The sequence below is a fragment of the Pseudomonas donghuensis genome (assembly GCF_000696345.2).
Lineage (GTDB): Bacteria > Pseudomonadota > Gammaproteobacteria > Pseudomonadales > Pseudomonadaceae > Aquipseudomonas > Aquipseudomonas donghuensis.
The window spans coordinates 4220031-4243251 of the sequence record NZ_CP071706.1 but is presented as its reverse complement, the minus strand read 5'-3'; the positions used below and the strand labels follow the sequence as shown (position 1 = coordinate 4243251).

Annotated in this window: 23 protein-coding genes and 1 pseudogene; 11 read left to right on the top strand and 13 right to left on the bottom strand. The window is 59.1% G+C overall.

What is annotated here, in order from left to right:
• Positions 1–581 precede the first annotated feature (581 nt).
• Positions 582–1961 carry an undecaprenyl-phosphate glucose phosphotransferase gene (locus BV82_RS19755; protein WP_036996607.1) on the top strand — a complete coding sequence of 460 codons (1380 nt, stop codon included), beginning with the start codon at positions 582–584 and terminating at the stop codon, positions 1959–1961.
• A gap of 26 nt (positions 1962–1987) precedes the next feature.
• Positions 1988–3253, top strand: coding sequence for an O-antigen ligase family protein (locus BV82_RS19750; RefSeq protein WP_036996541.1), 1266 nt, complete (start codon positions 1988–1990; stop codon positions 3251–3253).
• Positions 3254–3306: 53 nt separating this feature from the next.
• Here BV82_RS19750 and BV82_RS19745 read toward each other — a convergent pair whose 3' ends face one another.
• Both BV82_RS19745 and BV82_RS19740 read right to left on the bottom strand, forming a co-directional pair.
• Positions 3307–5001, bottom strand: coding sequence for an LTA synthase family protein (locus BV82_RS19745; protein WP_145997612.1), 1695 nt, complete (start codon positions 4999–5001; stop codon positions 3307–3309).
• A gap of 154 nt (positions 5002–5155) precedes the next feature.
• Positions 5156–5749 (bottom strand): hypothetical protein, encoded by a 594-nt coding sequence (locus BV82_RS19740; RefSeq protein ID WP_036996539.1) that lies wholly within the window; start codon positions 5747–5749, stop codon positions 5156–5158.
• A gap of 417 nt (positions 5750–6166) precedes the next feature.
• On the opposite strand from BV82_RS19740, the gene BV82_RS19735 reads away from it, so the two are divergent.
• Complete coding sequence (locus BV82_RS19735; protein ID WP_036996538.1) at positions 6167–6487, top strand: ComEA family DNA-binding protein; 321 nt, start codon at positions 6167–6169, stop codon at positions 6485–6487.
• An 89-nt stretch (positions 6488–6576) separates the two neighbouring features.
• Here the strand turns inward: BV82_RS19735 and BV82_RS19730 are convergent, their stop codons facing one another.
• The gene (locus BV82_RS19730; RefSeq protein ID WP_010224101.1) at positions 6577–6744 is read right to left on the bottom strand and encodes a DUF2897 family protein; all 168 of its coding nucleotides are present in this window, start codon (positions 6742–6744) and stop codon (positions 6577–6579) included.
• A 179-nt stretch (positions 6745–6923) separates the two neighbouring features.
• Between BV82_RS19730 and pyrF the strand changes: the two genes are divergently transcribed.
• Positions 6924–7625: an orotidine-5'-phosphate decarboxylase gene (gene pyrF, locus BV82_RS19725; protein ID WP_010224100.1), complete on the top strand. Its 702-nt coding sequence runs from the start codon at positions 6924–6926 to the stop codon at positions 7623–7625.
• Here pyrF and BV82_RS19720 read toward each other — a convergent pair.
• A complete protein-coding gene (locus BV82_RS19720; RefSeq protein WP_036996536.1) occupies positions 7615–8619 on the bottom strand; it encodes an NADP-dependent oxidoreductase in 1005 nt (334 codons plus the stop codon). The two genes, pyrF and BV82_RS19720, sit on opposite strands and share 11 nt — an antisense overlap.
• A gap of 230 nt (positions 8620–8849) precedes the next feature.
• On the opposite strand from BV82_RS19720, the gene BV82_RS19715 reads away from it, so the two are divergent.
• Positions 8850–9611 carry an SDR family oxidoreductase gene (locus tag BV82_RS19715; RefSeq protein ID WP_036996535.1) on the top strand — a complete coding sequence of 254 codons (762 nt, stop codon included), beginning with the start codon at positions 8850–8852 and terminating at the stop codon, positions 9609–9611.
• Here the strand turns inward: BV82_RS19715 and BV82_RS19710 are convergent.
• A complete protein-coding gene (locus tag BV82_RS19710; RefSeq protein ID WP_010224096.1) occupies positions 9604–10773 on the bottom strand; it encodes an MFS transporter in 1170 nt (389 codons plus the stop codon). The genes BV82_RS19715 and BV82_RS19710 overlap by 8 nt on opposite strands.
• A 112-nt stretch (positions 10774–10885) precedes the next feature.
• Between BV82_RS19710 and BV82_RS19705 the strand changes: the two genes are divergently transcribed.
• The 3 genes and pseudogenes from BV82_RS19705 (at position 10886) to BV82_RS26785 (ending at position 14339) form a co-directional block, all read left to right on the top strand.
• Positions 10886–12283, top strand: a complete 1398-nt coding sequence (locus BV82_RS19705; RefSeq protein WP_036996534.1) for an aminotransferase-like domain-containing protein — start codon at positions 10886–10888, stop codon at positions 12281–12283.
• Positions 12213–13478: pseudogene (locus BV82_RS26790) on the top strand (HAMP domain-containing protein); the annotation flags it as partial. The gene BV82_RS19705 and the pseudogene BV82_RS26790, both read left to right, overlap by 71 nt.
• A complete protein-coding gene (locus tag BV82_RS26785) occupies positions 13458–14339 on the top strand; it encodes a methyl-accepting chemotaxis protein (protein ID WP_374045282.1) in 882 nt (293 codons plus the stop codon). The pseudogene BV82_RS26790 and the gene BV82_RS26785, both read left to right, overlap by 21 nt.
• A gap of 17 nt (positions 14340–14356) precedes the next feature.
• Here the strand turns inward: BV82_RS26785 and BV82_RS19695 are convergent, their stop codons facing one another.
• Entirely contained in the window at positions 14357–15544 is a 1188-nt protein-coding gene (locus BV82_RS19695) for a benzoate/H(+) symporter BenE family transporter (protein WP_010224092.1), read from the bottom strand.
• A gap of 147 nt (positions 15545–15691) precedes the next feature.
• Here BV82_RS19695 and BV82_RS19690 point away from each other — a divergent pair, with 147 nt between their 5' ends.
• Positions 15692–16294: a glutathione S-transferase family protein gene (locus BV82_RS19690; protein ID WP_010224090.1), complete on the top strand. Its 603-nt coding sequence runs from the start codon at positions 15692–15694 to the stop codon at positions 16292–16294.
• Between the two features lie 4 nt (positions 16295–16298).
• Here the strand turns inward: BV82_RS19690 and BV82_RS19685 are convergent, their stop codons facing one another.
• From BV82_RS19685 to BV82_RS19665, 5 genes are all read right to left on the bottom strand, one after another.
• Positions 16299–16667, bottom strand: coding sequence for a glutathione S-transferase N-terminal domain-containing protein (locus BV82_RS19685; RefSeq protein ID WP_010224089.1), 369 nt, complete (start codon positions 16665–16667; stop codon positions 16299–16301).
• 59 nt (positions 16668–16726) lie between these two features.
• Positions 16727–17272 (bottom strand): GTP cyclohydrolase I FolE, encoded by a 546-nt coding sequence (gene folE / locus BV82_RS19680; RefSeq protein ID WP_010224088.1) that lies wholly within the window; start codon positions 17270–17272, stop codon positions 16727–16729.
• Between the two features lie 70 nt (positions 17273–17342).
• Entirely contained in the window at positions 17343–17900 is a 558-nt protein-coding gene (locus BV82_RS19675) for a Smr/MutS family protein (protein WP_010224087.1), read from the bottom strand.
• A 52-nt stretch (positions 17901–17952) separates the two neighbouring features.
• Complete coding sequence (locus tag BV82_RS19670; RefSeq protein WP_010224086.1) at positions 17953–18273, bottom strand: hypothetical protein; 321 nt, start codon at positions 18271–18273, stop codon at positions 17953–17955.
• Positions 18274–18349: 76 nt separating this feature from the next.
• The gene (locus BV82_RS19665) at positions 18350–18940 is read right to left on the bottom strand and encodes a cysteine hydrolase family protein (protein ID WP_010224084.1); all 591 of its coding nucleotides are present in this window, start codon (positions 18938–18940) and stop codon (positions 18350–18352) included.
• A 189-nt stretch (positions 18941–19129) separates the two neighbouring features.
• On the opposite strand from BV82_RS19665, the gene prmB reads away from it, so the two are divergent.
• A complete protein-coding gene (gene prmB, locus BV82_RS19660; RefSeq protein ID WP_010224082.1) occupies positions 19130–20038 on the top strand; it encodes a 50S ribosomal protein L3 N(5)-glutamine methyltransferase in 909 nt (302 codons plus the stop codon).
• Positions 20039–20122: 84 nt separating this feature from the next.
• On the opposite strand, the gene BV82_RS19655 is transcribed toward prmB, so the two are convergent.
• Together BV82_RS19655 and BV82_RS19650 are read right to left on the bottom strand one after the other, a co-directional pair.
• On the bottom strand, positions 20123–20920 hold the full coding sequence (locus BV82_RS19655) for a hypothetical protein (protein ID WP_010224080.1): 798 nt from the start codon (positions 20918–20920) through the stop codon (positions 20123–20125).
• A 106-nt stretch (positions 20921–21026) separates the two neighbouring features.
• On the bottom strand, positions 21027–21989 hold the full coding sequence (locus BV82_RS19650; RefSeq protein WP_010224078.1) for an alpha/beta hydrolase: 963 nt from the start codon (positions 21987–21989) through the stop codon (positions 21027–21029).
• A 133-nt stretch (positions 21990–22122) separates the two neighbouring features.
• Between BV82_RS19650 and aroC the strand changes: the two genes are divergently transcribed.
• Positions 22123–23214, top strand: a complete 1092-nt coding sequence (gene aroC / locus BV82_RS19645) for a chorismate synthase (protein ID WP_010224075.1) — start codon at positions 22123–22125, stop codon at positions 23212–23214.
• Positions 23215–23221: the final 7 nt, after the last annotated feature.

The window sequence follows — 23221 nt, the reverse complement described above, 5'->3', positions numbered from 1 at the left end:
ACGGCCTCTTCAGTGAACGGCCATCGACGGGGCTCGGCCAAGACCTATCGATTCGTTCGGTTCTGAAGGTTGACTGGCGGGTAGAGATAACAGATATCCGCTTCGCCAGTTGGCCTTTCCCTCGCTTGCGCACTCGCAGACTCGTCCTCGTGTGGTGCCACTGTGTACTAGCTGCTCATCTACCCCTGCTCAACCCGCGTTATGTGGGCTACACAATTTTTAGCTGCATGGGTTCCCCTGACTAAATGCATGCCTGCGTTTTGGCAGGGCGTAGGCATGGATGAAGCCTCTGAATTGGGTCATAATGGTTCAGTGTGCAGCGTTTGGCGTAATTCAGTGCGGCGCGCATCCAGTCGTGGAAGCCGGTAGCTTGGGGGAGCGAGTTCGACGGCCCCCAGTTCTTGGTTCGGCGAATGGAGGCATTGACGTTTCGCACTGGACTAGGAGCGGTAAGTCGGTACCTATTATTATTAGGAAATAGTTTTAGGTGCTCGTGTTCAGACGTAATGAGGGTGATCGTCTGATAACGTAGCGCTCCGTTTAAAATTATGATTGCTAAAAGTTGGGGCCTATTCAAAGACATGCAAGTCAACCATCGATATCAACCAACATTTGCTGAGCGTTATCCAGTACCGTTTTTCGTCGCTTTGATGGACATGATTATAGTCCTTATGTCAGGCTTGTGCGCTTATTACTATCGCTTTGAGCACTTTGACATGACCGGTCGTTATAATACGGCGACGATGCTAACCGCTATTATTGTTGTTGTTTGTTTGGCGTCTGGCGGGGTGTACGGTTCTCAGCGCGGGCAATCGCTCTGGCATCAACTGGGAATGTTGATTGTCTGTTGGCTGGCTGCAGCGGGAGTGCTTTTGTCCTTGACCTTTTTTCTAAAGGTTTCGGGTAATTACTCTCGTATATGGTTTACTGTGATGCTGTTCCTGGGTGGAACATTCTGTTTGTTGTTGCGGTTATCGGTATTTTTTATACTGCGCCGTGTGCGTGGCGCTGGACGAAACCTGAAGAGTATATTGCTGGTTGATTCGGGAGGGGAGTCCGCAAGTCAGTTAAACAACGGCCGGGCCTTGGAGGGAGATGGCTTTTGCGTTGCTCAGAGTTTAGCGTTCAGCCAGGAAGAGGACTGGATGGAGCGTCTGGTCGCTAAAGTTGACGAACTGGGGGTGCATGAGGTTTGGCTGTGTCTGCCCTTGAGTGAAGGCGGTGTTATACGTTCGATACTTTACGCATTGCGTCACCATACAGTCGCCGTGCGTTTTATTCCTGAGTGGGGCGATATCCGCCTGCTCAATCATAAGGTCAGCCATATCGCCGGCTTGTACTCGTTGGACTTGAGCTGCAGCCCAATGGACGGTCCGGCGCGTGTAGTGAAGCGTATTGAGGATCTGCTGATCGGAGGAATAATCAGTCTGATGATTCTTCCTGTTTGCATGGTAATTGCCTTGAGTATTCGTTTGTCGTCTCCGGGGCCAATTCTGTTCAAACAGTATCGCACTGGTATTAACGGCAAGAGTTTCAAAGTCTATAAGTTTCGCTCAATGGTCGTTCACAGTGAGGGTGGCGTGACTCAGGCTTCTCGTAATGATGCGCGGGTTACTAAGGTCGGAGCGTTCCTCCGTCGCACCAGCCTTGACGAGCTACCTCAGTTTTTCAACGTACTGCAAGGACGTATGTCAATTGTTGGACCCCGTCCCCATGCATTGGCACATAACGAATATTATAAAGAGCTCGTGGAGTCATATATGCAGCGCCACAAGGTCAAGCCTGGGATTACGGGTTGGGCTCAAGTCAGTGGCTACCGTGGAGAAACTGATACATTGGAGAAAATGCAAAAACGTGTTGAGTACGATTTGTGGTACATCGATAACTGGTCATTGTGGATTGACTTGAAGATTATTTTTCTGACGATCTTCAAAGGGTTCATTAATAAAAACGCATTTTGACTTCAGTTTAACGGTAATGGATAGCTATGAAAGGCATGATGCGCTGGTGGAGTAATAGCACCGAAAGGCTCAAGTGGCCCCGTCTGTTGGTTTGGATGCTGGCGATTGGGCTATTTATCCAGATCAGTGGCAAAGTGTGGATAGAGTCCGGAAGTGCTAGAAATGCTCAGATCTATATCTGGCTTCTCTTACCTGCACTGATCTTCTTGGTGCATGGGTTTTGCGTTCGGGGTATAGAACTTCCAACGTGGCATTACTTACCATGGGCAGCCTTTCTTTTTTGGGTCGGCCTTAGCACAGTATGGGCAGAGGGTGCGGAGACTGGTGCTTTCTCGCTGGCTAAGCGAGGATTGTTAATCGCGCTTTATCTTGTGGCGATCTACTGGTTAATGCTTCGCGACCAGGTTTTTTTGAGGCGCGCGCTGCTGGCCGGGATTTTCGTGGTTGCAATGGGGGCATTAGCCAGTCTGATATATCAGTTTGGCGTTCTCGATCGACCGCTAGCTTATCGAGCCTACCGAATTGACCGATTGGGTATCGGAGATTTTGCCAACTATGGTTGGCCTGTAGCCGCAGGGATATTTCATGGTGCGTTAGCCGTTTGGGCGCTGGGACTGGCGTTGGAGCAAGGGGGCAAGCTTAGGCAGGTTATTATCTGGCTTGGCATTTTTAGTATTCTGGCCCTTTACGTGCTCCTCACATACACACGAGGTGCCTGGTTTGCGCTAGCGGGTGCCAGCATTCTTGTTGTTTTTTTGCAGAAGTCGAAGCTGGGATGGTTTTTATTGCTAGCCGGCTTTGCATTAGTGCTGCTTCTGGTGGTGATATTCTCGTCAGAGTTGGTTGTCGAGATTGAGCAGAGGCAGCTTTCCGGGCGCGGGCCGATTTGGGAGTATTACTTTGAAGTCATGTCCGGTCATTGGATATTCGGACAGGGTCTTGGGACACCGTTTGAGTTTCGGTGGGAAAACGGTGTAACTGTTTCACCCCATGCACACAGTCTCTATTTACAGCAGGTGTATGACAGCGGCATCATTTCACTTTTGCTACTGGGCACAGGCGTGGTTGCCATTTTTCATAAAGTCTGGCGTATGCGAAATAATGTCTGGGTCCGCCTTGCGCTGCCCGCCCTGGTATTTGCACTCATTGCCTTGCTTACGGATGTTGAGAGAATATTTACGCGCCCCGGTGATTACTGGACATTATTCTGGTTGCCCATTGGCATTTTGCTCGCTATTAACAGTCGTGCTGAAGGCGATAGCGATTCTACTCAGTACACACCGGCACGCTGAAAGTAAACCTCCTCAAGGATGAGGAGGTTTCGTCTGAGCCGGGCTGCCTCGTGTTATTTCAGGATAGATAAAGAGTAGAGCCAGTCTGGGTAGAGTGAAACGATCGCTTTGTACCCCATGTTCGCTTCGTTAGTACAAATAGAATGTTCGTTCGCGAAGTTGTATGCCGGCACGCCCGAGTTGATAAAGTCAGTGTCCAGTATTTGCGATAAACAGAAGAATGGTTTCCCGTTCGATTGCTCAACAAATTGGTTGACGCGTCCTGCGTCTTTACCTAGTACGTATACGGGTACGTCACCGCGAATTTCAGGGGCTGAGTTAGCGGAGAAAGTGAACTCCCCATTCGTCTCGCCAACCGTGTCGAAGTGATCCTTGGGCAGTATTCCTTCCTTGTAGAAAAACGTGTTCAGTGCTGGTTTATGATCACCGACGACCATAATCAAAGCATTATTGTCGTATGCCTTGACTTTTTCTGCGAACGCGGCAACCCGCTGAATTGCTGTGGATAACTTGCTTAAATAGTAACCTTGGCCATAATCATTGATGAACGGGTACGGGCCGTGAGTAGACACGGTGGTCAAAAACATAAAATTTGATTGGTTTTTTTTCAACTCAGAGAGTGCATGGTCAAATAGAATTTCGTCATCCGCCCAATTAATGGTTACCGCTTGGCCCATGTCCTCCAGGCCGACGAATTTATCGAAACCAAACTTAGGCGAAACAATGTCTCTCTTCCAGAATTGTTTACCATGGTTGTGTTCTTCAGTCGTATTATACCCTGCAGCTTTTAGGTAACGAGGTAACGTATGCGCAGAGTTTGAAATAAGCGACGCGTACTCTTGGTAAATAACACCACTGAGTGATCCGGTTGACGGTAATCCAGTAAGCAGCTCGAATGTGGCGTTTACGGTGGCGCCTCCATACACGGGGGAGACAGAGCGTGTTTCTATGAATCCGGCGTTAACCAACGGTAGGAAGGCTGACTTGAAGTGCTGTTCATCATGCCAGCATGCTTCGCATAAGATAAAAATTATATTTTGCGGACGGTTGTTGTCAGCGACTGCGTGACCTTGCAACGATGCAAATGCACTGGCTTGTGCCTCGGTGGCCTCGGTGGGGATCGTTCTTCGGCTAGTATGTATCAAGTGTAACGGCAGGCCATTTCGCTCAATGTTTACTGGCCAATCCCACGAGATATAGTAAACTCCTAACTTTTTACTTAGCTTGTCTGCCTGTACGGCAAAAGACTGGCTAATGAGATCGCTGTACGAACATAAGGCAATCGGGGCGATGATCACGCACGCCGTTAGGTTTAACGCAATACCTCGCTTTGAAAGCATATTATAGGGATTGATTCGCAACGCTAGAGTACACAGCACAGATGCTGCCAGTAAAATACCTACGTGCTGAAGGGTCAGGTAGTGCCAAATGACTGATGCATTTGCCGTCGAAGAGATATCACTCCATGACAGCGGATCGTTTGTCAGGGCCAACTTCATGTTGTTGACCAGGGACAGTACCACCAAGGTTGTTGAAATTAGCGCCGTCGTCAGCAAAGGAGGGAAGGCGAAGCGTGCGAGCAAATAGAAGAGCGCGACGGGTGTCAAGGAAACCAGCAGGGGAAGTAACCTCAGGCTTCCATCGGCATAGAGTGTGAAGTTTTGCAAGTATATTGAAAGTAGAACTTGTGTCCCCAAAAGTATAAGAATGCAAAGTGTTTCTATTATAATTTTTGCCGCTGCTTTCACGATCGACCTTTCCCCTGTGAGACGAGGTCGCGAATTATACTGAATGTCGTGAGGTGGTAAAGCAGAATTTGTTGATATTTAAGCCATTCGAAAATGGCTTGTCACGGCGTTAGGCTGGAGCGCCTTCAGCAGGGTTGGAAACGTAGGTGCTGGATCATAATGTAGAGCGCTTTTCAGCTGGTATGGTTTCACTGCTTTCTGTTGCAGATTCAGGGGCGTAATTGTTGTTGATGACGATAATTGAGTATGTGTTGATGTCATCGTTGTTTCGTTGGAGTTTCATGGAGACATGCTGGCCGCTCCAGATCAGCACTTCGCTTACGAACGAATAACCCGATTTTGACTCGAGACGGCTTAGTTCCCAGGTCGTCGGATCGCCGTAGGTTGTTGTGAGTGTTTCGCTCAGGTTTCTGATGGTTTCTGCGTTGCCTGAAATAATTAAGCGCTGGATTTTTCCATTGTTTAGCTGGACTGTCGTATTACTTTTTTTTCCCCCAAAGGGAATCTCGCCTTGCAGCAAGTAAGTATTATCGTGCTCAGTCAGTTCCCGGCACAGACTAGCGACAGATTGTTGCGCAGCTTTCGCTGCGCACTCGGGGATGTCCTTGAGAAAATCGCCCTTCAAATTCAAACCAATGAAGCTCTCTGGTTCGAGACGCCAAGAACTCCCGTGTTGCGCGTCTTGCGTTGCCCAAGCTGTCGGTATGGTCAGAAATCCGCTGATAATAACTAGGGCCAAAGCCTTCATGGCTGTCTCTCCGTCTTGAGAATGCGAGCGATTCTATCACTTGGATGTGGGAAAACGCTGTTTTCTCGCAGGAAAACGGCCTGGCAAATGTAGGAGATTTTCATGCTTTTGAGGGGTTTCCGACGAAAGGCGTCACCCATGCCATGAAACCGCCTAGGCGGCGCCGGGGACGTTCGAGAGAGATGGAGTAGATGTCCGACTCGGTACGATTGCTTACAGTTGGAAACGCTGTGGGAGGGGGACGTCGCCCGGAGTGAAGCGCCCGTTTTTATTGGGTACGAGGCTCATGCGCGCCTCATGTTTAATTTGGTAAATATTCCACTGAGCTACTTAGTTTGACTCTGAAGCGAGACGTTCTAGGTTTCAGTGGCAGCCACGGAAAAGCTGCCTTAATCAATTTCCCAAGGAGTTTCATCAATGCGCAATACGGTCCTGCTCTATCTCCTGCTTTCCCTATTTGCCAGTGCCTCTTTACCCGTGAATGCTGCAACACAACCCATGGCAGAATCACCGCCGACTGCTGTCATAGAGCGACAGGCAGGCCTGGTGAATCTGAACCAAGCGGACGTAATGACGTTGCAATCAAAGCTCACCGGAATTGGAAGGAGCAAGGCTGAAGCTATTGTCGCTTACCGCAGCGAACATGGTGCCTTTGAGACAGTAGATGAATTGCTGGAGATCAAAGGTATAGGTAAAGCTTTGCTGGATCGCAACCGCGATAAGCTCACCGTCAAATAGCATCCGCTGATGTGAAAAGCCGGTCAGCGACCGGCTTTTTCGTTGAAAGAGGCGTCGTGGATTGCAGAATGTCGAGCGAAGGTGGCGTTTTAACGATCCTGCGCATCCTTGGCATCCATTTCAGCATTTCGCTCATGCACGCGCTTAAGCTGTTCCTCGGTCAAAGGCAGCTTTTTCGCGGTATCGCGCAGCAGCATCAGGCCACCGACGATGGAGCCGATTGCGAGGACCAGAATCAACCAGGCATACCAGGGCATGTAGTTCTCCTTTTAAACAGCGAATGACGCTGCCTCATTAAATTGGAGCAAACACATCATTCATTGGTTCAATTATAGGGGCTGGGGCGGGACGCGGTCATTTCGCGATCATCGGCCCCCCACAGGCCGCCGCTTCGTTTACAATGCGCGCCGTTCAAGACTTGCCAAGAGACCAGCCCATGTCCGCCTGCCAGACGCCCATCATCGTCGCCCTGGATTTCCCTACCCGTGACGCCGCCCTGAAGCTGGCCGATCAGCTTGATCCCGCCCTGTGCCGGGTCAAGGTCGGCAAGGAGCTGTTCACCAGCAGCGCGTCGGGCATCGTCGAATCCCTGGTCGAGAAGGGCTTCGAAGTGTTCCTCGACCTGAAATTCCATGATATCCCCAACACCACCGCCATGGCCGTCAAGGCCGCGGCGGAGATGGGCGTGTGGATGGTCAACGTGCACTGCTCCGGTGGCCTGCGCATGATGGCAGCCTGCCGTGAGGTGCTGGCCCAGCGCAGCGGCCCGCAGCCGCTGCTGATCGGCGTGACCGTGCTGACCAGCATGGAGCGTGAGGATCTGGCCGGTATCGGCCTGGACATCGAGCCGCAAGAACAGGTGCTGCGTCTGGCGGCCCTGGCCGAGAAGGCTGGTATGGACGGGCTGGTGTGCTCGGCCCTGGAAGCTCCGGCACTGAAGGCTGCGCACCCGTCTCTGCAACTGGTGACCCCGGGTATTCGCCCGGCCGGCAGCGCCCAGGACGACCAGCGTCGCATCCTGACCCCGCGCCAGGCCCTGGATGCCGGCTCCGATTACCTGGTGATCGGTCGCCCGATCAGCCAGGCCGCCGATCCTGCCCAGGCACTGGCGGCCGTGGTCGCTGAAATCAGGGCTTAAGCACCAGCTTGCCGAAGTTTTCCCCGCTAAACAGCTTCAACAGTGTTTCGGGGAAGGTTTCCAGCCCTTCGACCACGTCTTCCTTGCTCTTCACCTTGCCGGTTGCCAGCCAGCCGGCAATTTCCTGCGCTGCCTTGCCATAGTTGGCAGCATGGTCCATCACCACGAAGCCTTCCATGCGCGCACGGTTGACCAGCAGTGACAGGTAGTTGGTCGGGCCTTTGACCGCTTGCTTGTTGTTGTACTGGCTGATGGCGCCGCAAATGACCACGCGTGCCTTTAAGTTCAGGCGGCTGAGCACGGCATCGAGAATGTCGCCACCAACGTTGTCGAAATAGACATCGACGCCTTTCGGGCATTCGCGCTTGAGGCCTTCGAGGACATCTTCGGCCTTGTAGTCGATGACGCCGTCAAAGCCCAGTTCACTCTTGAGGTACTGGCATTTCTCGGCGCCGCCGGCGATCCCCACCACGCGACAACCCTTGAGCTTGGCAATCTGCCCGGCAATGCTGCCGACGGCGCCGGCAGCGCCGGAGATCACCACGGTTTCTCCTGCTTTGGGCGCACCGACTTCGAGCAGGGCGAAGTAGGCGGTCATGCCGGTCATGCCCAGGGCCGACAGATAACGCGGCAGCGGCGCCAGTTTCGGGTCGATCTTGTAGAAGCCCTGGGGCTCGCCGACAAAATAGTCCTGGATGCCCAGCGCGCCGTTGACGTGATCACCGACGGCGAAGCCCGGGTGTTTGGATGCAATCACTTCGCCGACGCCCAGCGCGCGCATCACCTGGCCCAGGGCTACCGGTGGGATGTATGACTTGCCTTCGTTCATCCAGCCGCGCATGGCCGGGTCCAGGGACAGGTAGAGGTTCTTCACCAGCACCTGGCCTTCAGCCGGTTGAGCCACTGGCACTTGTTCGTATGTGAAGTCGTCGCGGGTGACAGCGCCGATCGGGCGTTTGGCGAGGAGGAAGCGGCGGTTGCTCTGGGCAGTCATGGCAAGGCTCTCGTTTGAAGGGCAATGTTTGTTGATAGACCCAGATCGGCCAACCGGCAAGGTTTACCCGCCTGGCGAATACACTGCAATCCACTGAGCTGATTGAGCAGGGCAAAGACAATCACCCACGCCGATAGTGCTTCAACCGGCGTCCTGATGATGCTGCCCAACGCTGCTGATCGCTGCCTAGACTCCTCAGCACTGACCTTACTTTGTTGCGGGAGCTAGCGATGAGCATGAGTTTTTCCGGCCAGGTTGCCCTGGTCACCGGTGGTGCTGCGGGGATTGGCCGGGCGACGGCACTGGCGTTTGCCGCCGAAGGGTTGAAGGTAGTGGTGGCCGACCTGGATCAGGCTGGCGGCGACGGCACGGTCGAGTTGATCCGCAGTAGCGGCGGCGAGGCCTTGTTCGTCAGTTGCAACGTCACTCGCGAGGCGGATGTGCGGCAACTGATGGCGCGCACCGTGGAGGCGTATGGGCGCCTGGACTACGCCCTCAACAACGCCGGCATCGAGATCGAGCAGGGTCGCCTGGCCGAAGGCAGCGAAGCGGAGTTCGATGCGATCATGGGTGTCAACGTCAAGGGCGTGTGGCTGTGCATGAAGTACCAGTTGCCGTTGATGCTGGCCCAAGGGGGTGGCGCTATCGTCAATACGGCGTCGGTGGCGGGGCTGGGGGCGGCGCCGAAGATGAGCATCTACAGCGCCTCCAAGCATGCGGTGATCGGCTTGAGCAAGTCGGCGGCCATCGAATACGCCAAGAAAAAAATCCGCGTCAACGCCGTGTGCCCGGCGGTGATCGACACCGACATGTTCCGCCGCGCCTATGAGGCTGACCCGCGCAAGGCCGAGTTCGCCGCCGCCATGCACCCGGTTGGGCGCATCGGCAAGGTCGAGGAAATCGCCAGTGCGGTGCTTTACCTGTGCAGCGACGGCGCCGCGTTCACCACCGGCCAGGCCCTGGCGGTCGATGGTGGTGCCACGGCTATTTGACTGCCGTCAGCATTGGCTCGGCGAGCGCCTTGTGGCTGCGTGCCAGGGCCAGGCCGACCAGCAGGCAACCGGCCAGCAGCACCAGGCCGAACACCAGCAGGGCGGTGCCCGGCCCGAGGCGGTCGACCAGCAACCCGGTGAGGATTACCGGCAGGCTGAAGCCCATGTAGGCCAGAAGGAAGAAACCTGCGCTGGCACGGGTTTTTTCCTCGCCTGCCAGGCTGTTCACTGCTGACAGGCCGCCAAGGTAAACAAAGCCATAACAAGCGCTGCTGGCGGCGATGGTGCCCAGCAGCACGGCGGCCAGCGCGCCGCCGTCCGCCCCCCAGGCTAGCAGTGCATAGCTGCAAGGCAGTATCACCAGGCCAATGGCCGTGGCCCGCACTGGCGCCAGGCGCTTGGCCAGCGGCTGGAACAGCAGCCCGCAACTGATCACGCAAAAGGTCGAGAACCCTGACCAGTTGGCCAGGCCATGCTGTTTGAGGATCGACGGCAGCAAGGCGATCACCAGGCCGACACAGGCCCAGGCCAGCAGGATTGCTAGGCCGTAGGGCAAGCTGCCGGCAGGGTAGTAGGGCAAGCGCAACAGGGCGGCGGGATTGTCCAGGCGCCGGTCGGGCAACTGCCATACCGCCAGCATCGCCAGGCAGGCCAGCGCCAGGTGCAGGTAGAAGCTGCCAGGTGTCAGGCTTGGGCCGCTGAGCAGGAACAGGCTGGTCAGCGCCGCGCCGAGGCCAAAGCCCAGCGAGGTGCTGGCGGTGACCCAGGTGGCAGCATGGCGGTTGTCGCCAGCGTGCATCAGTTCGCTCATGTAGGCGGTGCCGGTGGCCGACGCCAGTGCGGTGCCGATACCGAGCAGCAGGCGTGCCAGGCCCAGGGTTTCCAAGCCAGGGGCCAGCAGCATCAGCAGGGTGGCAAGCATCGACAAGGCCAGGGCGACGAGGATCAACGGACGGCGCCCGACCCGGTCGGCCAGGCCGCCGAGCAACAGCAGCACCGGTATCACCCCCAGCACATAGCCGGAGAACGCCATGGCCGTGGCCCCGGCACCATAACCGGAAAGCTCGGCATAGGTGGTGTACAACGGTGCCTGCAGATTGACCGCGAAGGTGATCAGGCACAGGGCAAAAGCCAGTAGGGCGGGGTGGCGCTGGGTGGGCATGGTCGGCTCCTTGTCGAGGGGCTGACTATCCGGCGCCCGGCAGGGCGTCACAAGGCACACTGGCGAGGGTTTTGTGATTAACTGTTCGGACAAAATCCACGAACACTTTGCCATGCACCTCAACCTTGATCGTCACTCCGCCATCCCGCTGGTACAGCAATTGACTGGGCAGCTGCAGGCCTGGATCGAAGGCCAGCGCCTACGCCCCGGTAGCCGCTTGCCGTCGATACGTCAGTTGGCCCGGGAGCAGGGCGTCAGCCAGTCCTGCGTGATCGAAGCCTACGACCGGCTGGTGGCGGCGGGCTGGCTGGAGGCGCGCCATGGCGCCGGATTTTTTGTTGCCGAACAGCGGCTCAAGATGCCTCTGGTTGATCAGCCGATCCGCGACGAGGCATTTGACAGCCGATGGCAGCAGTTCACTGACGATCCGGCTGAGCTGCTCAAGCTCTGCTGTGGCTGGGTGCCTTCCAACTGGCGCGCCACCGAGGCGATTGCCCAGGCGGTGCGTCAGGTCAGCCGTGGCGCGCTTGAAGACTTGATCGACTATTGCCCGCCGTTGGGCCTGGCCAGCCTGCGCGCGCAGTTGCACAAGGGCCTGGAGCAGATCGGCATCCAGGCCGCGCCTGAGCAGATCCTCACCACCCAGGGCGCCAGCCACGCCCTCGACCTGCTGGTGCGCACACTGCTCAAGCCCGGCGACAAGGTGCTGGTAGAAAGCCCGGGTTACTACAACCTGTACAGCCTCCTGCGCCAGCATCAGGTGGACATGCTCCACGTGCCGCGTACCCCTCAGGGCCCTGATCTGCATGTGCTGGAAGACCTGCTCAAACGGCACCGCCCGCGTTGCCTGTACATCAACAGCCTGTACCAGAACCCCACCGGCAGCAGCCTGTCGCCCAAGGTTGCTTATCGCTTGCTGGAACTGGCCCGTGAACATGACGTGTTGATCATCGAGGATGACATCTACGCGGATTTTCAGGACGGTGCGGTCACGCGTCTGGCAACCCTGGATGCCGAGCAGCGGGTGATTTACCTGGCCAGTTTCTCCAAGACCCTGAGCAGTTCGCTGCGGGTTGGCTATCTGGTGGCCAGGCCTGATCTGGTCGCTCGCCTGGCTGAATTGAAAATGGTCAGTGGCCTGGGCACTTCACGCTTTACCGAGCAGGTCGTGGCGCAGATGCTGGGCAACGGTAGTTACCGAAAGAGCATCGCCCGCTTGCGCGTGCGCCTGGCCCAGCATATGGCCAAGGCCCTGGGGCAATTGGAAGCCAATGGCTGGGAAGTGTTCACGGAGCCGTACGGCGGCATGTTCGTCTGGGCCCGCTGCCCGGGGCGGGATTTCGCTGAGCTGAACCGTGAGGCGCAGGCCTGTTCGGTGCTGCTGGCGCCGGGCAGTGCTTTCGATCCGCAGGGCGCTGCTTGCGACTGGTTACGGATCAATGTCGCCTATGCGCAGGACCAGCGCGCGCAGGCGTTCTTCCAACGTGCCGGGCGACCTCGGCTGTCCTGAAAACGACGCGACTGTAGCTTTTTGCCATTATTCCGACGCCGGGATCTTGTGCCGCTGGCCGCGCCATTGCCACTCTTCACCCTTGATGCATTTGCGGGTATCGGGGGGAAGTGCGATGAGTTCGGCCAAGCGTGGTTTTTTCGCCAACCTGGGCATGGCCCGCAAGCTTGGGTTGGGGTTTGCCCTGGTGTTGCTGTTGACTGCGGTGGTGGCTGCGGCGGGGGTCGCCGCGCTGCACAGCGTCGGGCAACGTTTCGATGGCTTGAAGCAGATGGCGGCGCTCAATACCGCACTGCTCGACACCCGTTTGCAGGAGCAGGCATTCGCCCTGCGCTCCGATCCCAAGGCGGTAGAGGCTGTGCATCAACGTGTCGAAGCGCTGCAGGAGCAAGCGCGGGCGCTGGTGCAACTGGCCGGCGTCGAGCAGGCGCTGAGCGACTACCGCCAGGCCTTCGACCAGTTCGTCGAGCTGACCCAGGCCAAGGAGCTGGCACTGGACATGGCCAGCTGGTCGGTCTCCAGCGTTGCCAACAACCTCGATGTGCTGCAGTCCGGGCTGGCCGATGACGGTACTTACACCCTCAAGGACACCCAGGGCCAGCAGGGCGCCGAGTTCGTCGAGCAGGCCGGGCAGGTGGCCCAGGTCGCGCGCCTGATGCTGCAGGCCATGGATGAGGCGCGGGTGCGCCTGGAGCAGAACCGCAAGGGCGCCGAAGACGCGCGCCAGGGTCGCATTGAACAGACCGAACAGGCTGCTGCCCTGGTCGAGCAGTTGAAGGCCGCCGTGACCGATGCCGGTTATCAGACCGTGCTTGGCGAAGTCGGCACGCATATCGTCAGTTTCAGTGAAAAGCTCGCCGAATACACCGACCTGCTCGGCCGCGAGCAGCAGCTCAAGCAGCAATTGCAGGCACGTGCCGAGCAGGTCACCGGCCAGGTCGATCAAGCCTATCTCGCTGAAGACCGGGCCATGCAAAGTGAGTTGAAGAACAACGCCATACTGATCCTTGCGGCCTCGCTGCTGGCACTGCTGGTGGGCGTGCTGGCGGCCTGGTTGATCACCCGTGCGGTGGTCGGGCCGCTGCGCCAGGTAATGGGCCGTGCCCAGCAGATTGCCGCCGGCGACCTGCGCGGTGATATCGGTGTCGACCGCCAGGATGAGGTCGGGCAGTTGATGCTGGCCATGCAGCAGATGGGCACGGGCTTGAGCGCAATCGTCAGCGGCCTGCAAAACGGTATCGAACAACTGGCCAGCAACGCCCAGTCGCTGTCGGCGGTCACTGAACAGACCAATCGCGAGGTCAACAGCCAGAAGGATGAGACCGAGCAGGTGGCCACTGCCATGCAGCAGATGACCGCCACCGTGCATGATGTCGCACGCAACGCCGAAGAGGCTGCCCAGGCGGCGCAAACGGCGGATGACAAGGTGGAAAGCGGTCAACAGGTGGTACGCCAGAGCATGCAGCGTATCGAACAGTTGGCAACTTCCGCCGAGTCAGCCAGCCAGAGCATCGAGACTCTCAGCAGCGAAGTGCAGAACATCGGCCAGGTACTTGAAGTGATCAAGAGCGTCGCCGAACAGACCAACCTGCTGGCGCTCAATGCCGCCATCGAGGCCGCGCGGGCGGGTGAGCAGGGGCGTGGTTTTGCCGTGGTCGCCGACGAGGTGCGGGCGCTGGCCCGGCGCACCCAGCAATCAACCGAGGAAATCGAGCGCCTGGTCAGCAGCTTGCGCAGTGGTGCCCAGGCCTCGGTGGCGCAGATCCAGGGCAGTGCCGAGTTGGTCAAGTTGGCCGTCAGCGATGCCCTGCACACGGAAAGCGCCCTGGGCAGCATTGCCGCGGCGGTGTCGTTGATCCAGCAGATGAACCAGCAGATTGCCGCGGCGGCGCAGCAGCAAAGTTCGGTGGCCGAAGAGATCAACCGCAGCGTCACCCAGATCCGCAGCAGCGCCGATCAGTCGGCGCTGGCCATGCAGGGCAACGCCAGCTCAAGTATCGAGCTGGCGCAGTTGGGCAATGACTTGAAGGGGATGGTCGGGCATTTTCGCCTGTAGGAGCGGCGTCCCTACGACTATTTACGCCAGTTGAGAATCATCAAGGTCAGCACCCCGGCAACAATCCCCCAGAACGCCGAACCGATCGAGAACAGGGTAAAGCCGGACGCTGTGACCATGAAGGTGATCAGTGCAGCTTCGCGCTCCCTGGCCTCGTTCATCGCCACGGTCAGGCCGTTCATGATCGAGCCGAACAGCGCCAGGGCGGCAATCGACAGCACCAGCTCCTTGGGCAGGGCCGCGAACAGCGCCGCCAGGGTGGCGCCGAAAACCCCGGCGATGCCGTAGAAAATCCCGCACCAGACCGCTGCGGTGTAACGCTTGTTCGGGTCTTCGTGGGCATGCGGCCCGGTGCAGATCGCCGCACTGATGGCCGCCAGGTTGACGCCGTGGGAGCCGAACGGGGCCAGCACCAGCGAGGCCAGGCCGGTTACCGTGATCAGCGGCGAGGCCGGTACCTGGTAGCCGTCAGCACGCAGCACGGCGACACCGGGCATGTTCTGCGAGGTCATGGCTACCACGAACAATGGAATGCCGATGCTGATGGTGGCGGCCAGGGAGAAGCTTGGCGTGGTCCACACCGGCGTGGCCACTTCCAGGCTGAAACCGCTGAAGTCGAGCAGGCCCATGGCTGCGGACAACACAGTACCGACCACCAGCGCCGCCAGCACCGAGTAGCGCGGCGACACGCGCTTGATCAGCAGGTAGCTGAAAAACATGCCCAGCACCAATGCGGTCCGATGCTGGGCGGCAATGAAAATCTCGCTACCGATCTTGAACAGGATCCCCGCCAGCAACGCCGAGGCCAGCGACGCCGGAATGCGCTTGACCAGGCGCTCGAAGCTACCGGTCATCCCACAGATCACCACCAGCACTGCGCAGGTGATGTAGGCACCAATCGCTTCGCCATAGCTGACCCCACCCAGGCTGGTGATCAGCAGCGCCGCGCCGGGCGTCGACCAGGCGACGGTGATCGGCGTGCGATAACGTAGCGACAGGCCGATGCTGCACACTGCCATGCCGATCGACAGCGCCCAGATCCACGAAGAAATTTGCCCGGTGGTCAAACCGGCTGCTTGACCGGCCTGGAACATCAGCACCAGGGAGCTGGTGTAACCGGTGAGCATGGCAATGAAACCGGCCACTAGCGCGGACGGCGAGGAGTCGGCCAAAGGGCGCAATTGCGCGGACGTGGCATCGGGCATCGGGGCATTCCTTGTGCTGGATGTAAGCAGGTATTTCAGACTACCGCGCACACTGTTGATCTTTGCCATACAGCAGGCATTGCAATTAGCCGTACAGTCGCCAACTATGGGCGCGGGTACGATTGAGCCTTACGAAGAGGGGGAGTGATGTACAAGGTTTACGGCGACTACCAGTCGGGCAACTGCTACAAGATCAAGCTGATGTTGCACCTGCTCGACCTGCCTTACGAATGGCATTCGGTGGATATCCTCAAGGGCGAGACGGAAACCCCGGCGTTCCTGACCATGAACCCCAACGGCAAGGTGCCGGTGCTGGAGCTCGAAGATGGCACCTACCTGTGGGAGTCCAACGCGATTCTCAACTTCCTGGCCGATGGCAGCGAGTTCCTGCCCACCGAACCGCGTTTACGCACCCAGGTGTTGCAATGGCAGTTCTTCGAACAGTACAGCCATGAGCCGTACATCGCCGTGGCGCGCTTCATCCAGTTCTACCTGGGGCTGCCGCAAGACCGGCTGGAGGAATACAAGACCCTGCACAAGGGCGGCTACAAGGCCCTGCGGGTGATGGAGAAGCAACTGCAGCTGACGCCATACCTGGTGGGCGATAACTATTCGATCGCCGATGTCGCGCTGTACGCCTACACCCATGTCGCCCATCAGGGCGGGTTCGACCTTAATGAGTACCCGGGCATCCAGGCATGGCTGGAACGTGTGGCCAGCCATCCCCGTCACGTGACCATGCTCGGTTGAGCGATCAGGCGGCAAAACGCTTGTTGAGGTAGTCGATGATCACCTTGGATTCATACATCCAGGTGGTCTTGCCGTCTTCCTCGATACGCAGGCACGGTACCTTGATCTTGCCGCCTTCGGCGAGCAGGGTCTGGCGATCCTGTTCGTTGTTCTTGGCGTCGCGCAGCGCAACCGGCACATTCAGGCGGTGCAGGGTGCGGCGGGTTTTCACGCAGAATGGGCAAGCGTGGAACTGGTACAGGCTCAGGCCCTCGGCCTGTTGCTCGACCCGGGCCTGGGCGGCCGGGTCGCGCTTGAGTTTGGCCGGGCGGCTGATCCAGTCACCGAACACAATCAATTGGCCGAGGCCCACACGCAGTGCTTTGACGATCATGGCAACTCCTGAGAATAAAAAAAGCCGACCACGAAAGGTCGGCTTGCAGTCTGGTTCGCTTACTTGATCAGGCTGAGAAACTCGCTGCGGGTCGCGGCGTTTTCACGGAACTCGCCGAGCATCACCGAAGTGATCATGGTCGAGTTCTGTTTTTCCACACCGCGCATCATCATGCACATGTGCTTGGCCTCGATGACCACCGCCACGCCCAGGGCGCCGGTGACCTTCTGGATCGCTTCGGCGATCTGGCGGCTGAGGTTTTCCTGGATCTGCAGGCGACGTGCGTACATGTCGACGATCCGCGCCACCTTCGACAGCCCCAGGACTTTGCCGTCAGGGATGTAGGCAACGTGGGCCTTGCCGATGAACGGCAGCATGTGGTGCTCGCACAGCGAGTACAGCTCGATGTCCTTGACCAGGACCATCTCGCTGTTATCGGAGCTGAACAGGGCGCCGTTGGTCACTTCTTCCAGGGTTTGCTCATAACCGCGGCAAAGGTACTGCATGGCCTTCGCTGCCCGTTTGGGCGTGTCGAGCAGGCCCTCGCGGGAGATATCCTCGCCAAGCTGGCCAAGGATCGCGGTGTAGTTCTGTTCCAGGGACATGGATCTACCTGTGGGATTTTATCGCAAACGCGAAGGGTACGGCGGCGGCGGCGGCGCTGCAAGTACGGCGTTACTCGTCGCGGCCTTCGAGCATGGTTCGCTTGAGCATGACATACACCGCGCCAGTACCGCCATGGCGGGCCTGGCACGAGGTAAAACCAAGGACTTGCGGGTGCTGGCGCAGCCAGGTGTTGACGTGGCTCTTGATCATCGGCCGCTTGCCATCCAGGCGTACCGCCTTGCCATGGGTGACGCGCACGCAGCGCACTTCGAAACGGGTCGCTTCGGCGAGGAAGGCCCAGAGGGTTTCCCGCGCCTTTTCGACATTCATGCCATGCAGGTCAAGGCTGCCTTCGAAGCCGATCTGGCCAAGCTTGAGCTTGCGCATCTGGCTTTCCTGGACGCCGTCACGGCTCCAGTGCAGGTCGTCTTCAGGGCCGACATCAATGACGAACTGGTCCGACAGGCCATCGACCACGGTCTGGTCGCTGCGCACTGTCGCGGCCTGGCGCAGGCCCGCCAGTTTCTTGCGGTCGGCCTTGGGTTTACCGACTTCGGCGCGATCATGCGTGATCGGCTTGACACCGCGCATCTCGCTTTTGAACAGGGAAAAATCGTCGTCTTGCATGTAAGCCTCCGCCTGGGCGGCGTAGTTTACGCGACTCCCCCACGGCGTGCAGTCAATCGTGTTTTTTCATCAGGTGCGGTGACAGGTTGAGCTCGCGGCTGCGCCGCAGGCGCAAACGGCTGCGGCGCCAGAACCACACGCCCAGGTACAGCAGCAACAGGCCAAGGCCGAGCAAGACGCTGGCACCGGCCGGGTTGGCATTGAGCTCGCCCAGGGCAGCGGGGCGGCCCAGCAGGCTGGCGGCGCCGGCCATGGCCAGGAGCACGCCAGCGGTTGCCAGCAACGCCGAGAACGCCGCCGCAAAGCGCATGCCCCAGTTGCGGGGCGTGCGTGGGCGTAAGCGCTTGGCATCGAAACCATCGGATATTTTCATTCCGATTTCCTCTATGGATATCCGGCGTTGGACCGAAAAGCCCTGAGGTGGTTCCGCCCGGCTGCCGGGCGGTCGCTCAGATCAGGCTGGTGGTCGGCGCTACACAGGCAAAGTTGTCGGCCATGATCGCCATCTCGCTCTGCTGAATCTGCGCCGCCGGGATCACGCCATCCTTGAAGGGCAGGTCGCGGGTGGCGCAAGCATCTTCGATCAGGGTGCAGCGGTAGCCGTAATCCTTGGCCCGGCGCACGGTGGTGCTGACGCTGGAGTGGCTCATGAAGCCGCAGACGATCAGGTCCAGGTGGCCGTATTTCTGCAGGGTTTCATGCAGGGTGGTGTTCTTGAAGGCATTGGGCATGCGTTTTTCGATGATCACCTCATCGCCCTGCGGCTCAAGGCCCGGGATGAACTCACCGCGCGGGCCCTGCGGGTCGAACATGCCGCCGACGGTACCCAGGTGACGCACGTGGATGATCGGGCGCCCGGCCTTGCGGGCCGCCTCGAGCATTTTAGCGATGTTGGCCACGGCAGCATCCATGCCCGAGAGCGCCAGGGGACCGCTGAGGTACTCCTTTTGCGCATCGATAATCACCAGGCTGGCATTGTTCAGCTTGGCCGGCGGATAGCCGCGACCGCTGAGGTGGAACATCGTCGTTGGAACAGACATCAAGGGCTCCTTTGGATAGGGCTTTTACCCTATTGTCCCCTGCCTGAGCACTTATGTGAATCGCTTCGCGTACAACCAGCGTCGTTAGTGGCCTGCAGCCAGCTTGGCGATATCCTTACAGGGTGTTTTTGCCGATCATTTCTGCTGCCGGGCTGTTAGAATCGCAGGTCGTCTTTCAAGGAGTCTGTTGTGATCACTTCTCGCTTGCGCACCCTGCGCGATCATATCCGTTGGGCCGTCAGCCGTTTCCACGAGCAGGGCCTGTTTTTCGGTCATGGCGCCGACAACGCCTGGGATGAAGCGCGGCTGCTGGTGCTGGGGTCGGTGCATCTGCCCTGGGAAGTCGCCGACGCCTATCTGGACTGTCAGCTGGAAGACGACGAACTGGTCAATCTCCAGCGCCTGCTCAAGCGCCGCATCGAAGACCGCGTACCCACCGCCTACCTGCTCGGTGAGGCCTGGTTCTGTGGTTTGTCGTTCATCGTTGACGAGCGCGTGCTGATTCCGCGCTCACCCATTGGCGAGCTGATCGAAAAACGTTTCGAACCGTGGCTGGCCAGCGAGCCTGCGCGCATCCTCGACCTGTGCACCGGCTCTGGCTGCATCGGCATCGTCAGCGCCGAAGTGTTCCCGGACGCTGAAGTGGTGCTGGCCGACCTGTCCTTCGAGGCACTGGAGGTGGCGAACCAGAACATCGAGCGTCATGGCCTGGAAGAGCGCGTCTATACCGTGCAGGGCGATGGCTTCGGCGGTCTGCCGGGGCAGCGCTTCGACCTGATCCTGTCCAATCCGCCGTATGTCGATGCCGAAGACTTTGCCGACATGCCCGAGGAATATCATCACGAACCGGAACTGGGCCTGGCCTGCGGCAATGACGGCCTGGACCTGGTGCGGCGGATGCTGGCCGAAGCGGCTGATCACCTGACCGAGAAGGGGTTGCTGATCGTCGAGGTTGGCAACAGCCAGGTGCATGTCGAGGCGCTGTATCCGCAAGTGGATTTCGCCTGGCTGGAGTTCGAGCGGGGTGGGCACGGGGTGTTCATGCTCACGGCGCAGCAGTGCCGGCAGCATCAGGAGTTGTTTGCTTCGAAGGTGTAAGGCTTCAGGTTTGCAGTGCATCCATCGCTGGCAAGCCAGCTCCCACAATTGCCCTTGTGGGAGCTGGCGTGCCAGCGAGGCTTTTTAGCGGTGAGTCGCAATCCAGATCAACAACCCCGCCTGAAACACCGCAAAGGCCACCAGGCAGGTGATGGTAAAGCGCAGCCCGCTGTCTTCACGGCGGTACTTGCTGACCCGCTCGTCACGCTCGCGCAATTGCGCTTCTTTTTCCTGCAGGCTCTGCTCGGCCTGTTGCAGCATCTGCGCAGCATCGAGTATCTCCACCCGCTGCACCTTGTCACTGTTCCAGCCGCCCTTGAGTTCACCGACCTGCACATCGACAAAGCGTCCCTTCAGGTGCTGGGCATCAGCGTACTCGACCTCCAGGCCATGACTGCGCAGCACATGGTCACGGCGCAGACGGGTGTCTTCGTTGAGGGCGTCCTTGTTCGGCAGGGCCGCGCCTTCGACCCGATAGTGCGGCCACTTGCGTTGCGCCCAGGTCACCGCCTGGTTCATCAGAAAACGCCCCAGGCCGCGGTTCAGCGGCTCGATCTGCAGGCCGGAGTCAGGGCTGAAGGTCACGCGTTTTTCTTCGTGGTCGACCCATACATCCAGGTGGTTCTGTTCCTTGCGCACCTTCTGCGCCGGCAGCTGGATAGCCATGCGTAGCAGGCTGGTCTGTTTGTTGTGGCGTTCGGCATAGCCGTACTGGACGAAGCGCAGCGGCCGCGCACCGCTGTTGCGGTCGGTCGGCAGCGGCGCCAGGCGCAGCATCTGGAAGTGTTCGGGGGCAACATCGGCCCAGGGCAGGGGCGCAACTTCCGCTGCTGCCTGTTCGGCAGTCGTCTCGGCGGTGTCCTGGGGGGCGGCTTCGGTCATCACGGCAATCCTCATGTGCGCAGCAGGCTGGTCGCATTGACGAAGCCAGCACCACTTTATCGGCAGGACTGGCCCGGACTGGAGGCGTAATTTCTGCGATTGGGCCTCAGCTGGCGGGCAACCGCTGAATGAAGTCGACAACGCGCTTGCCCAGTTCGGCCGCTTGCGGCAGTTGCGGATCAAGATAACTGTCGCGTTGCTGGCTGATTTGCTCCGGTGCGATGCGCAGCATGTGGTTCATGCCCTTGATCAAGGCAAGCTCGGCATCCGGCTTGGCGGCCTTGAGGATCTCGGCGTTGTCGACATTGACCTGGAAGTCATGGGTGCCCTGGATGATCAGCGCCGGTACCTTGACTTTGGCAAAGGCCTCGGCCGGGTCCTGGCGGAACAGCGAAATCAGGTAGGGCTGCACGCTGGGGCGCAGTACATCCTGCAGGGGCAGGGGCACGCGAGAGGAGGTCTTGCCGTTTTTCAGGCGATCAAGGATATCGCCGGCACTGGCCATGTAGCGCCCGGGCACCCGCTCAAATATCTGTGCGCGCAGCGCCTTGTCGATCGGCCAGCCACTGCCGGCAATGCTGATCACGGCGCTGGCGCCGCTTTGCTCGGCGGCAAGGCTGGCGATCAACGCACCTTCACTGTGGCCAAGCAGAATCAGGCGGCCGAAACGTGGGTCGGATTTGATCTTCTGGCTCCAGGCCACGGCATCGGCGACATAGCGCTCTACCGTCAGGTCGCGCTCGTCCGGGGTGGCCGCGAGGCTGGCCGCGACGCCGCGCTTGTCGTAGCGCACGCTGGCGATATTGTTTTTCGCCAGGGTCAGGGCCAGTTGCTTGAGGTTGTCCGTGTTGCCGCCGTAGGGGTTGTTGCCATCGCGGTCGGTGGGCCCGGAGCCGGCAATGATCAGCACCACCGGTGGTGGCTGCTCGGTACGCGGCAACAGCAGGCTACCGTGCAGCACGCCGCTGCCGGTATCGAGGCTGACCGGGCGCTGGAACACGGTGGGAGCGGCAGCCTGGACCAGGCCGCTGAACAGCAGGGTGAGTACCGCAACAATACGCAACATCATCAGGCCACTATCGAGAGAGTGCGGTTTGGACCGGGCCGGGCGCAGAAGGTTCGCCGTCAGGGATGAACTGAATGGTTAGCCTGCGTATACTGGCGCTCTTGTTCAAATCTGGCTGATTCGCGGAGCGTCCTGCATGTCCGGCAATACCTACGGCAAGCTGTTCACTGTCACCACCGCTGGCGAAAGCCATGGCCCGGCGTTGGTCGCCATTGTCGATGGCTGCCCGCCAGGCCTGGAGATTTCCCTGGCCGACCTGCAGCACGACCTGGACCGGCGCAAGCCCGGCACCAGCCGCCACACCACCCAGCGCCAGGAAGCCGACGAAGTCGAAATCCTCTCGGGAGTGTTCGAAGGCCGCACCACCGGCTGCTCCATTGGCCTGTTGATCCGCAACACCGACCAGAAGTCCAAGGACTACTCGGCGATCAAGGACCTGTTCCGCCCGGCCCACGCCGACTACACCTACCACCACAAGTACGGTGAGCGTGATTACCGTGGCGGCGGCCGCAGCTCGGCGCGGGAAACCGCCATGCGCGTGGCCGCCGGTGCCATCGCCAAGAAGTACCTGGCCACCCAGGGCATCCGCATCCGCGGCTACATGAGCCAGCTCGGGCCGATTGAAATCCCCTTCAAGACCTGGGATTCGGTAGAGCAGAACGCCTTCTTCAGCCCGGACCCGGACAAAGTCCCGGAGCTCGAGGCCTATATGGACCAGCTGCGCCGCGACCAGGATTCGGTCGGGGCGAAAATCACCGTGGTCGCTGAAGGCGTCATGCCCGGCCTGGGCGAGCCGATCTTCGATCGCCTGGATGCCGAGCTTGCCCACGCGCTGATGAGTATCAACGCGGTCAAGGGCGTGGAAATCGGCGCAGGTTTTGCCAGCGTCGCCCAGCGCGGTACCGAGCACCGTGACGAGCTGACCCCGGAAGGCTTCCTCAGCAACAACGCCGGCGGCATTCTTGGCGGTATTTCCTCCGGTCAGCCGATCGTTGCCCACCTGGCCCTCAAGCCGACCTCGAGCATCACCACCCCTGGCCGCTCCATCGACGTCGATGGCAACCCGGTTGAGGTGATCACCAAGGGCCGTCATGACCCGTGCGTGGGTATCCGTGCCACACCGATTGCCGAGGCCATGATGGCCATCGTGCTGATGGACCACCTGCTGCGCCACCGCGGGCAGAACGCCGACGTGCGCGTGAAGACGCCGGTGCTGGGCCAACTGTAATGCTGGC

Bases quoted from the DNA above. Each gene is read 5' to 3' on its own strand.
- pyrF (WP_010224100.1), top strand. From the start codon at position 6,924: ATGTCCGCCTGCCAGACGCCCATCATCGTCGCCCTGGATTTCCCTACC.
- BV82_RS19740 (WP_036996539.1), bottom strand. From the start codon at position 5,749: ATGAAGGCTTTGGCCCTAGTTATTATCAGCGGATTTCTGACCATACCG.
- BV82_RS19755 (WP_036996607.1), top strand. From the start codon at position 582: ATGCAAGTCAACCATCGATATCAACCAACATTTGCTGAGCGTTATCCA.
- BV82_RS19685 (WP_010224089.1), bottom strand. From the start codon at position 16,667: ATGATCGTCAAAGCACTGCGTGTGGGCCTCGGCCAATTGATTGTGTTC.
- BV82_RS19720 (WP_036996536.1), bottom strand. From the start codon at position 8,619: ATGACTGCCCAGAGCAACCGCCGCTTCCTCCTCGCCAAACGCCCGATC.
- aroC (WP_010224075.1), top strand. From the start codon at position 22,123: ATGTCCGGCAATACCTACGGCAAGCTGTTCACTGTCACCACCGCTGGC.
- BV82_RS19650 (WP_010224078.1), bottom strand. From the start codon at position 21,989: ATGATGTTGCGTATTGTTGCGGTACTCACCCTGCTGTTCAGCGGCCTG.
- BV82_RS19665 (WP_010224084.1), bottom strand. From the start codon at position 18,940: ATGTCTGTTCCAACGACGATGTTCCACCTCAGCGGTCGCGGCTATCCG.
- BV82_RS19655 (WP_010224080.1), bottom strand. From the start codon at position 20,920: ATGACCGAAGCCGCCCCCCAGGACACCGCCGAGACGACTGCCGAACAG.
- folE (WP_010224088.1), bottom strand. From the start codon at position 17,272: ATGTCCCTGGAACAGAACTACACCGCGATCCTTGGCCAGCTTGGCGAG.
- BV82_RS19695 (WP_010224092.1), bottom strand. From the start codon at position 15,544: ATGCCCGATGCCACGTCCGCGCAATTGCGCCCTTTGGCCGACTCCTCG.
- BV82_RS19705 (WP_036996534.1), top strand. From the start codon at position 10,886: ATGCACCTCAACCTTGATCGTCACTCCGCCATCCCGCTGGTACAGCAA.
- BV82_RS19675 (WP_010224087.1), bottom strand. From the start codon at position 17,900: ATGCAAGACGACGATTTTTCCCTGTTCAAAAGCGAGATGCGCGGTGTC.
- BV82_RS19750 (WP_036996541.1), top strand. From the start codon at position 1,988: ATGAAAGGCATGATGCGCTGGTGGAGTAATAGCACCGAAAGGCTCAAG.
- BV82_RS26785 (WP_374045282.1), top strand. From the start codon at position 13,458: ATGCTGGCCATGCAGCAGATGGGCACGGGCTTGAGCGCAATCGTCAGC.
- BV82_RS19710 (WP_010224096.1), bottom strand. From the start codon at position 10,773: ATGCCCACCCAGCGCCACCCCGCCCTACTGGCTTTTGCCCTGTGCCTG.
- BV82_RS19690 (WP_010224090.1), top strand. From the start codon at position 15,692: ATGTACAAGGTTTACGGCGACTACCAGTCGGGCAACTGCTACAAGATC.
- BV82_RS19730 (WP_010224101.1), bottom strand. From the start codon at position 6,744: ATGCCCTGGTATGCCTGGTTGATTCTGGTCCTCGCAATCGGCTCCATC.
- BV82_RS19670 (WP_010224086.1), bottom strand. From the start codon at position 18,273: ATGAAAATATCCGATGGTTTCGATGCCAAGCGCTTACGCCCACGCACG.
- BV82_RS19735 (WP_036996538.1), top strand. From the start codon at position 6,167: ATGCGCAATACGGTCCTGCTCTATCTCCTGCTTTCCCTATTTGCCAGT.
- BV82_RS19715 (WP_036996535.1), top strand. From the start codon at position 8,850: ATGAGCATGAGTTTTTCCGGCCAGGTTGCCCTGGTCACCGGTGGTGCT.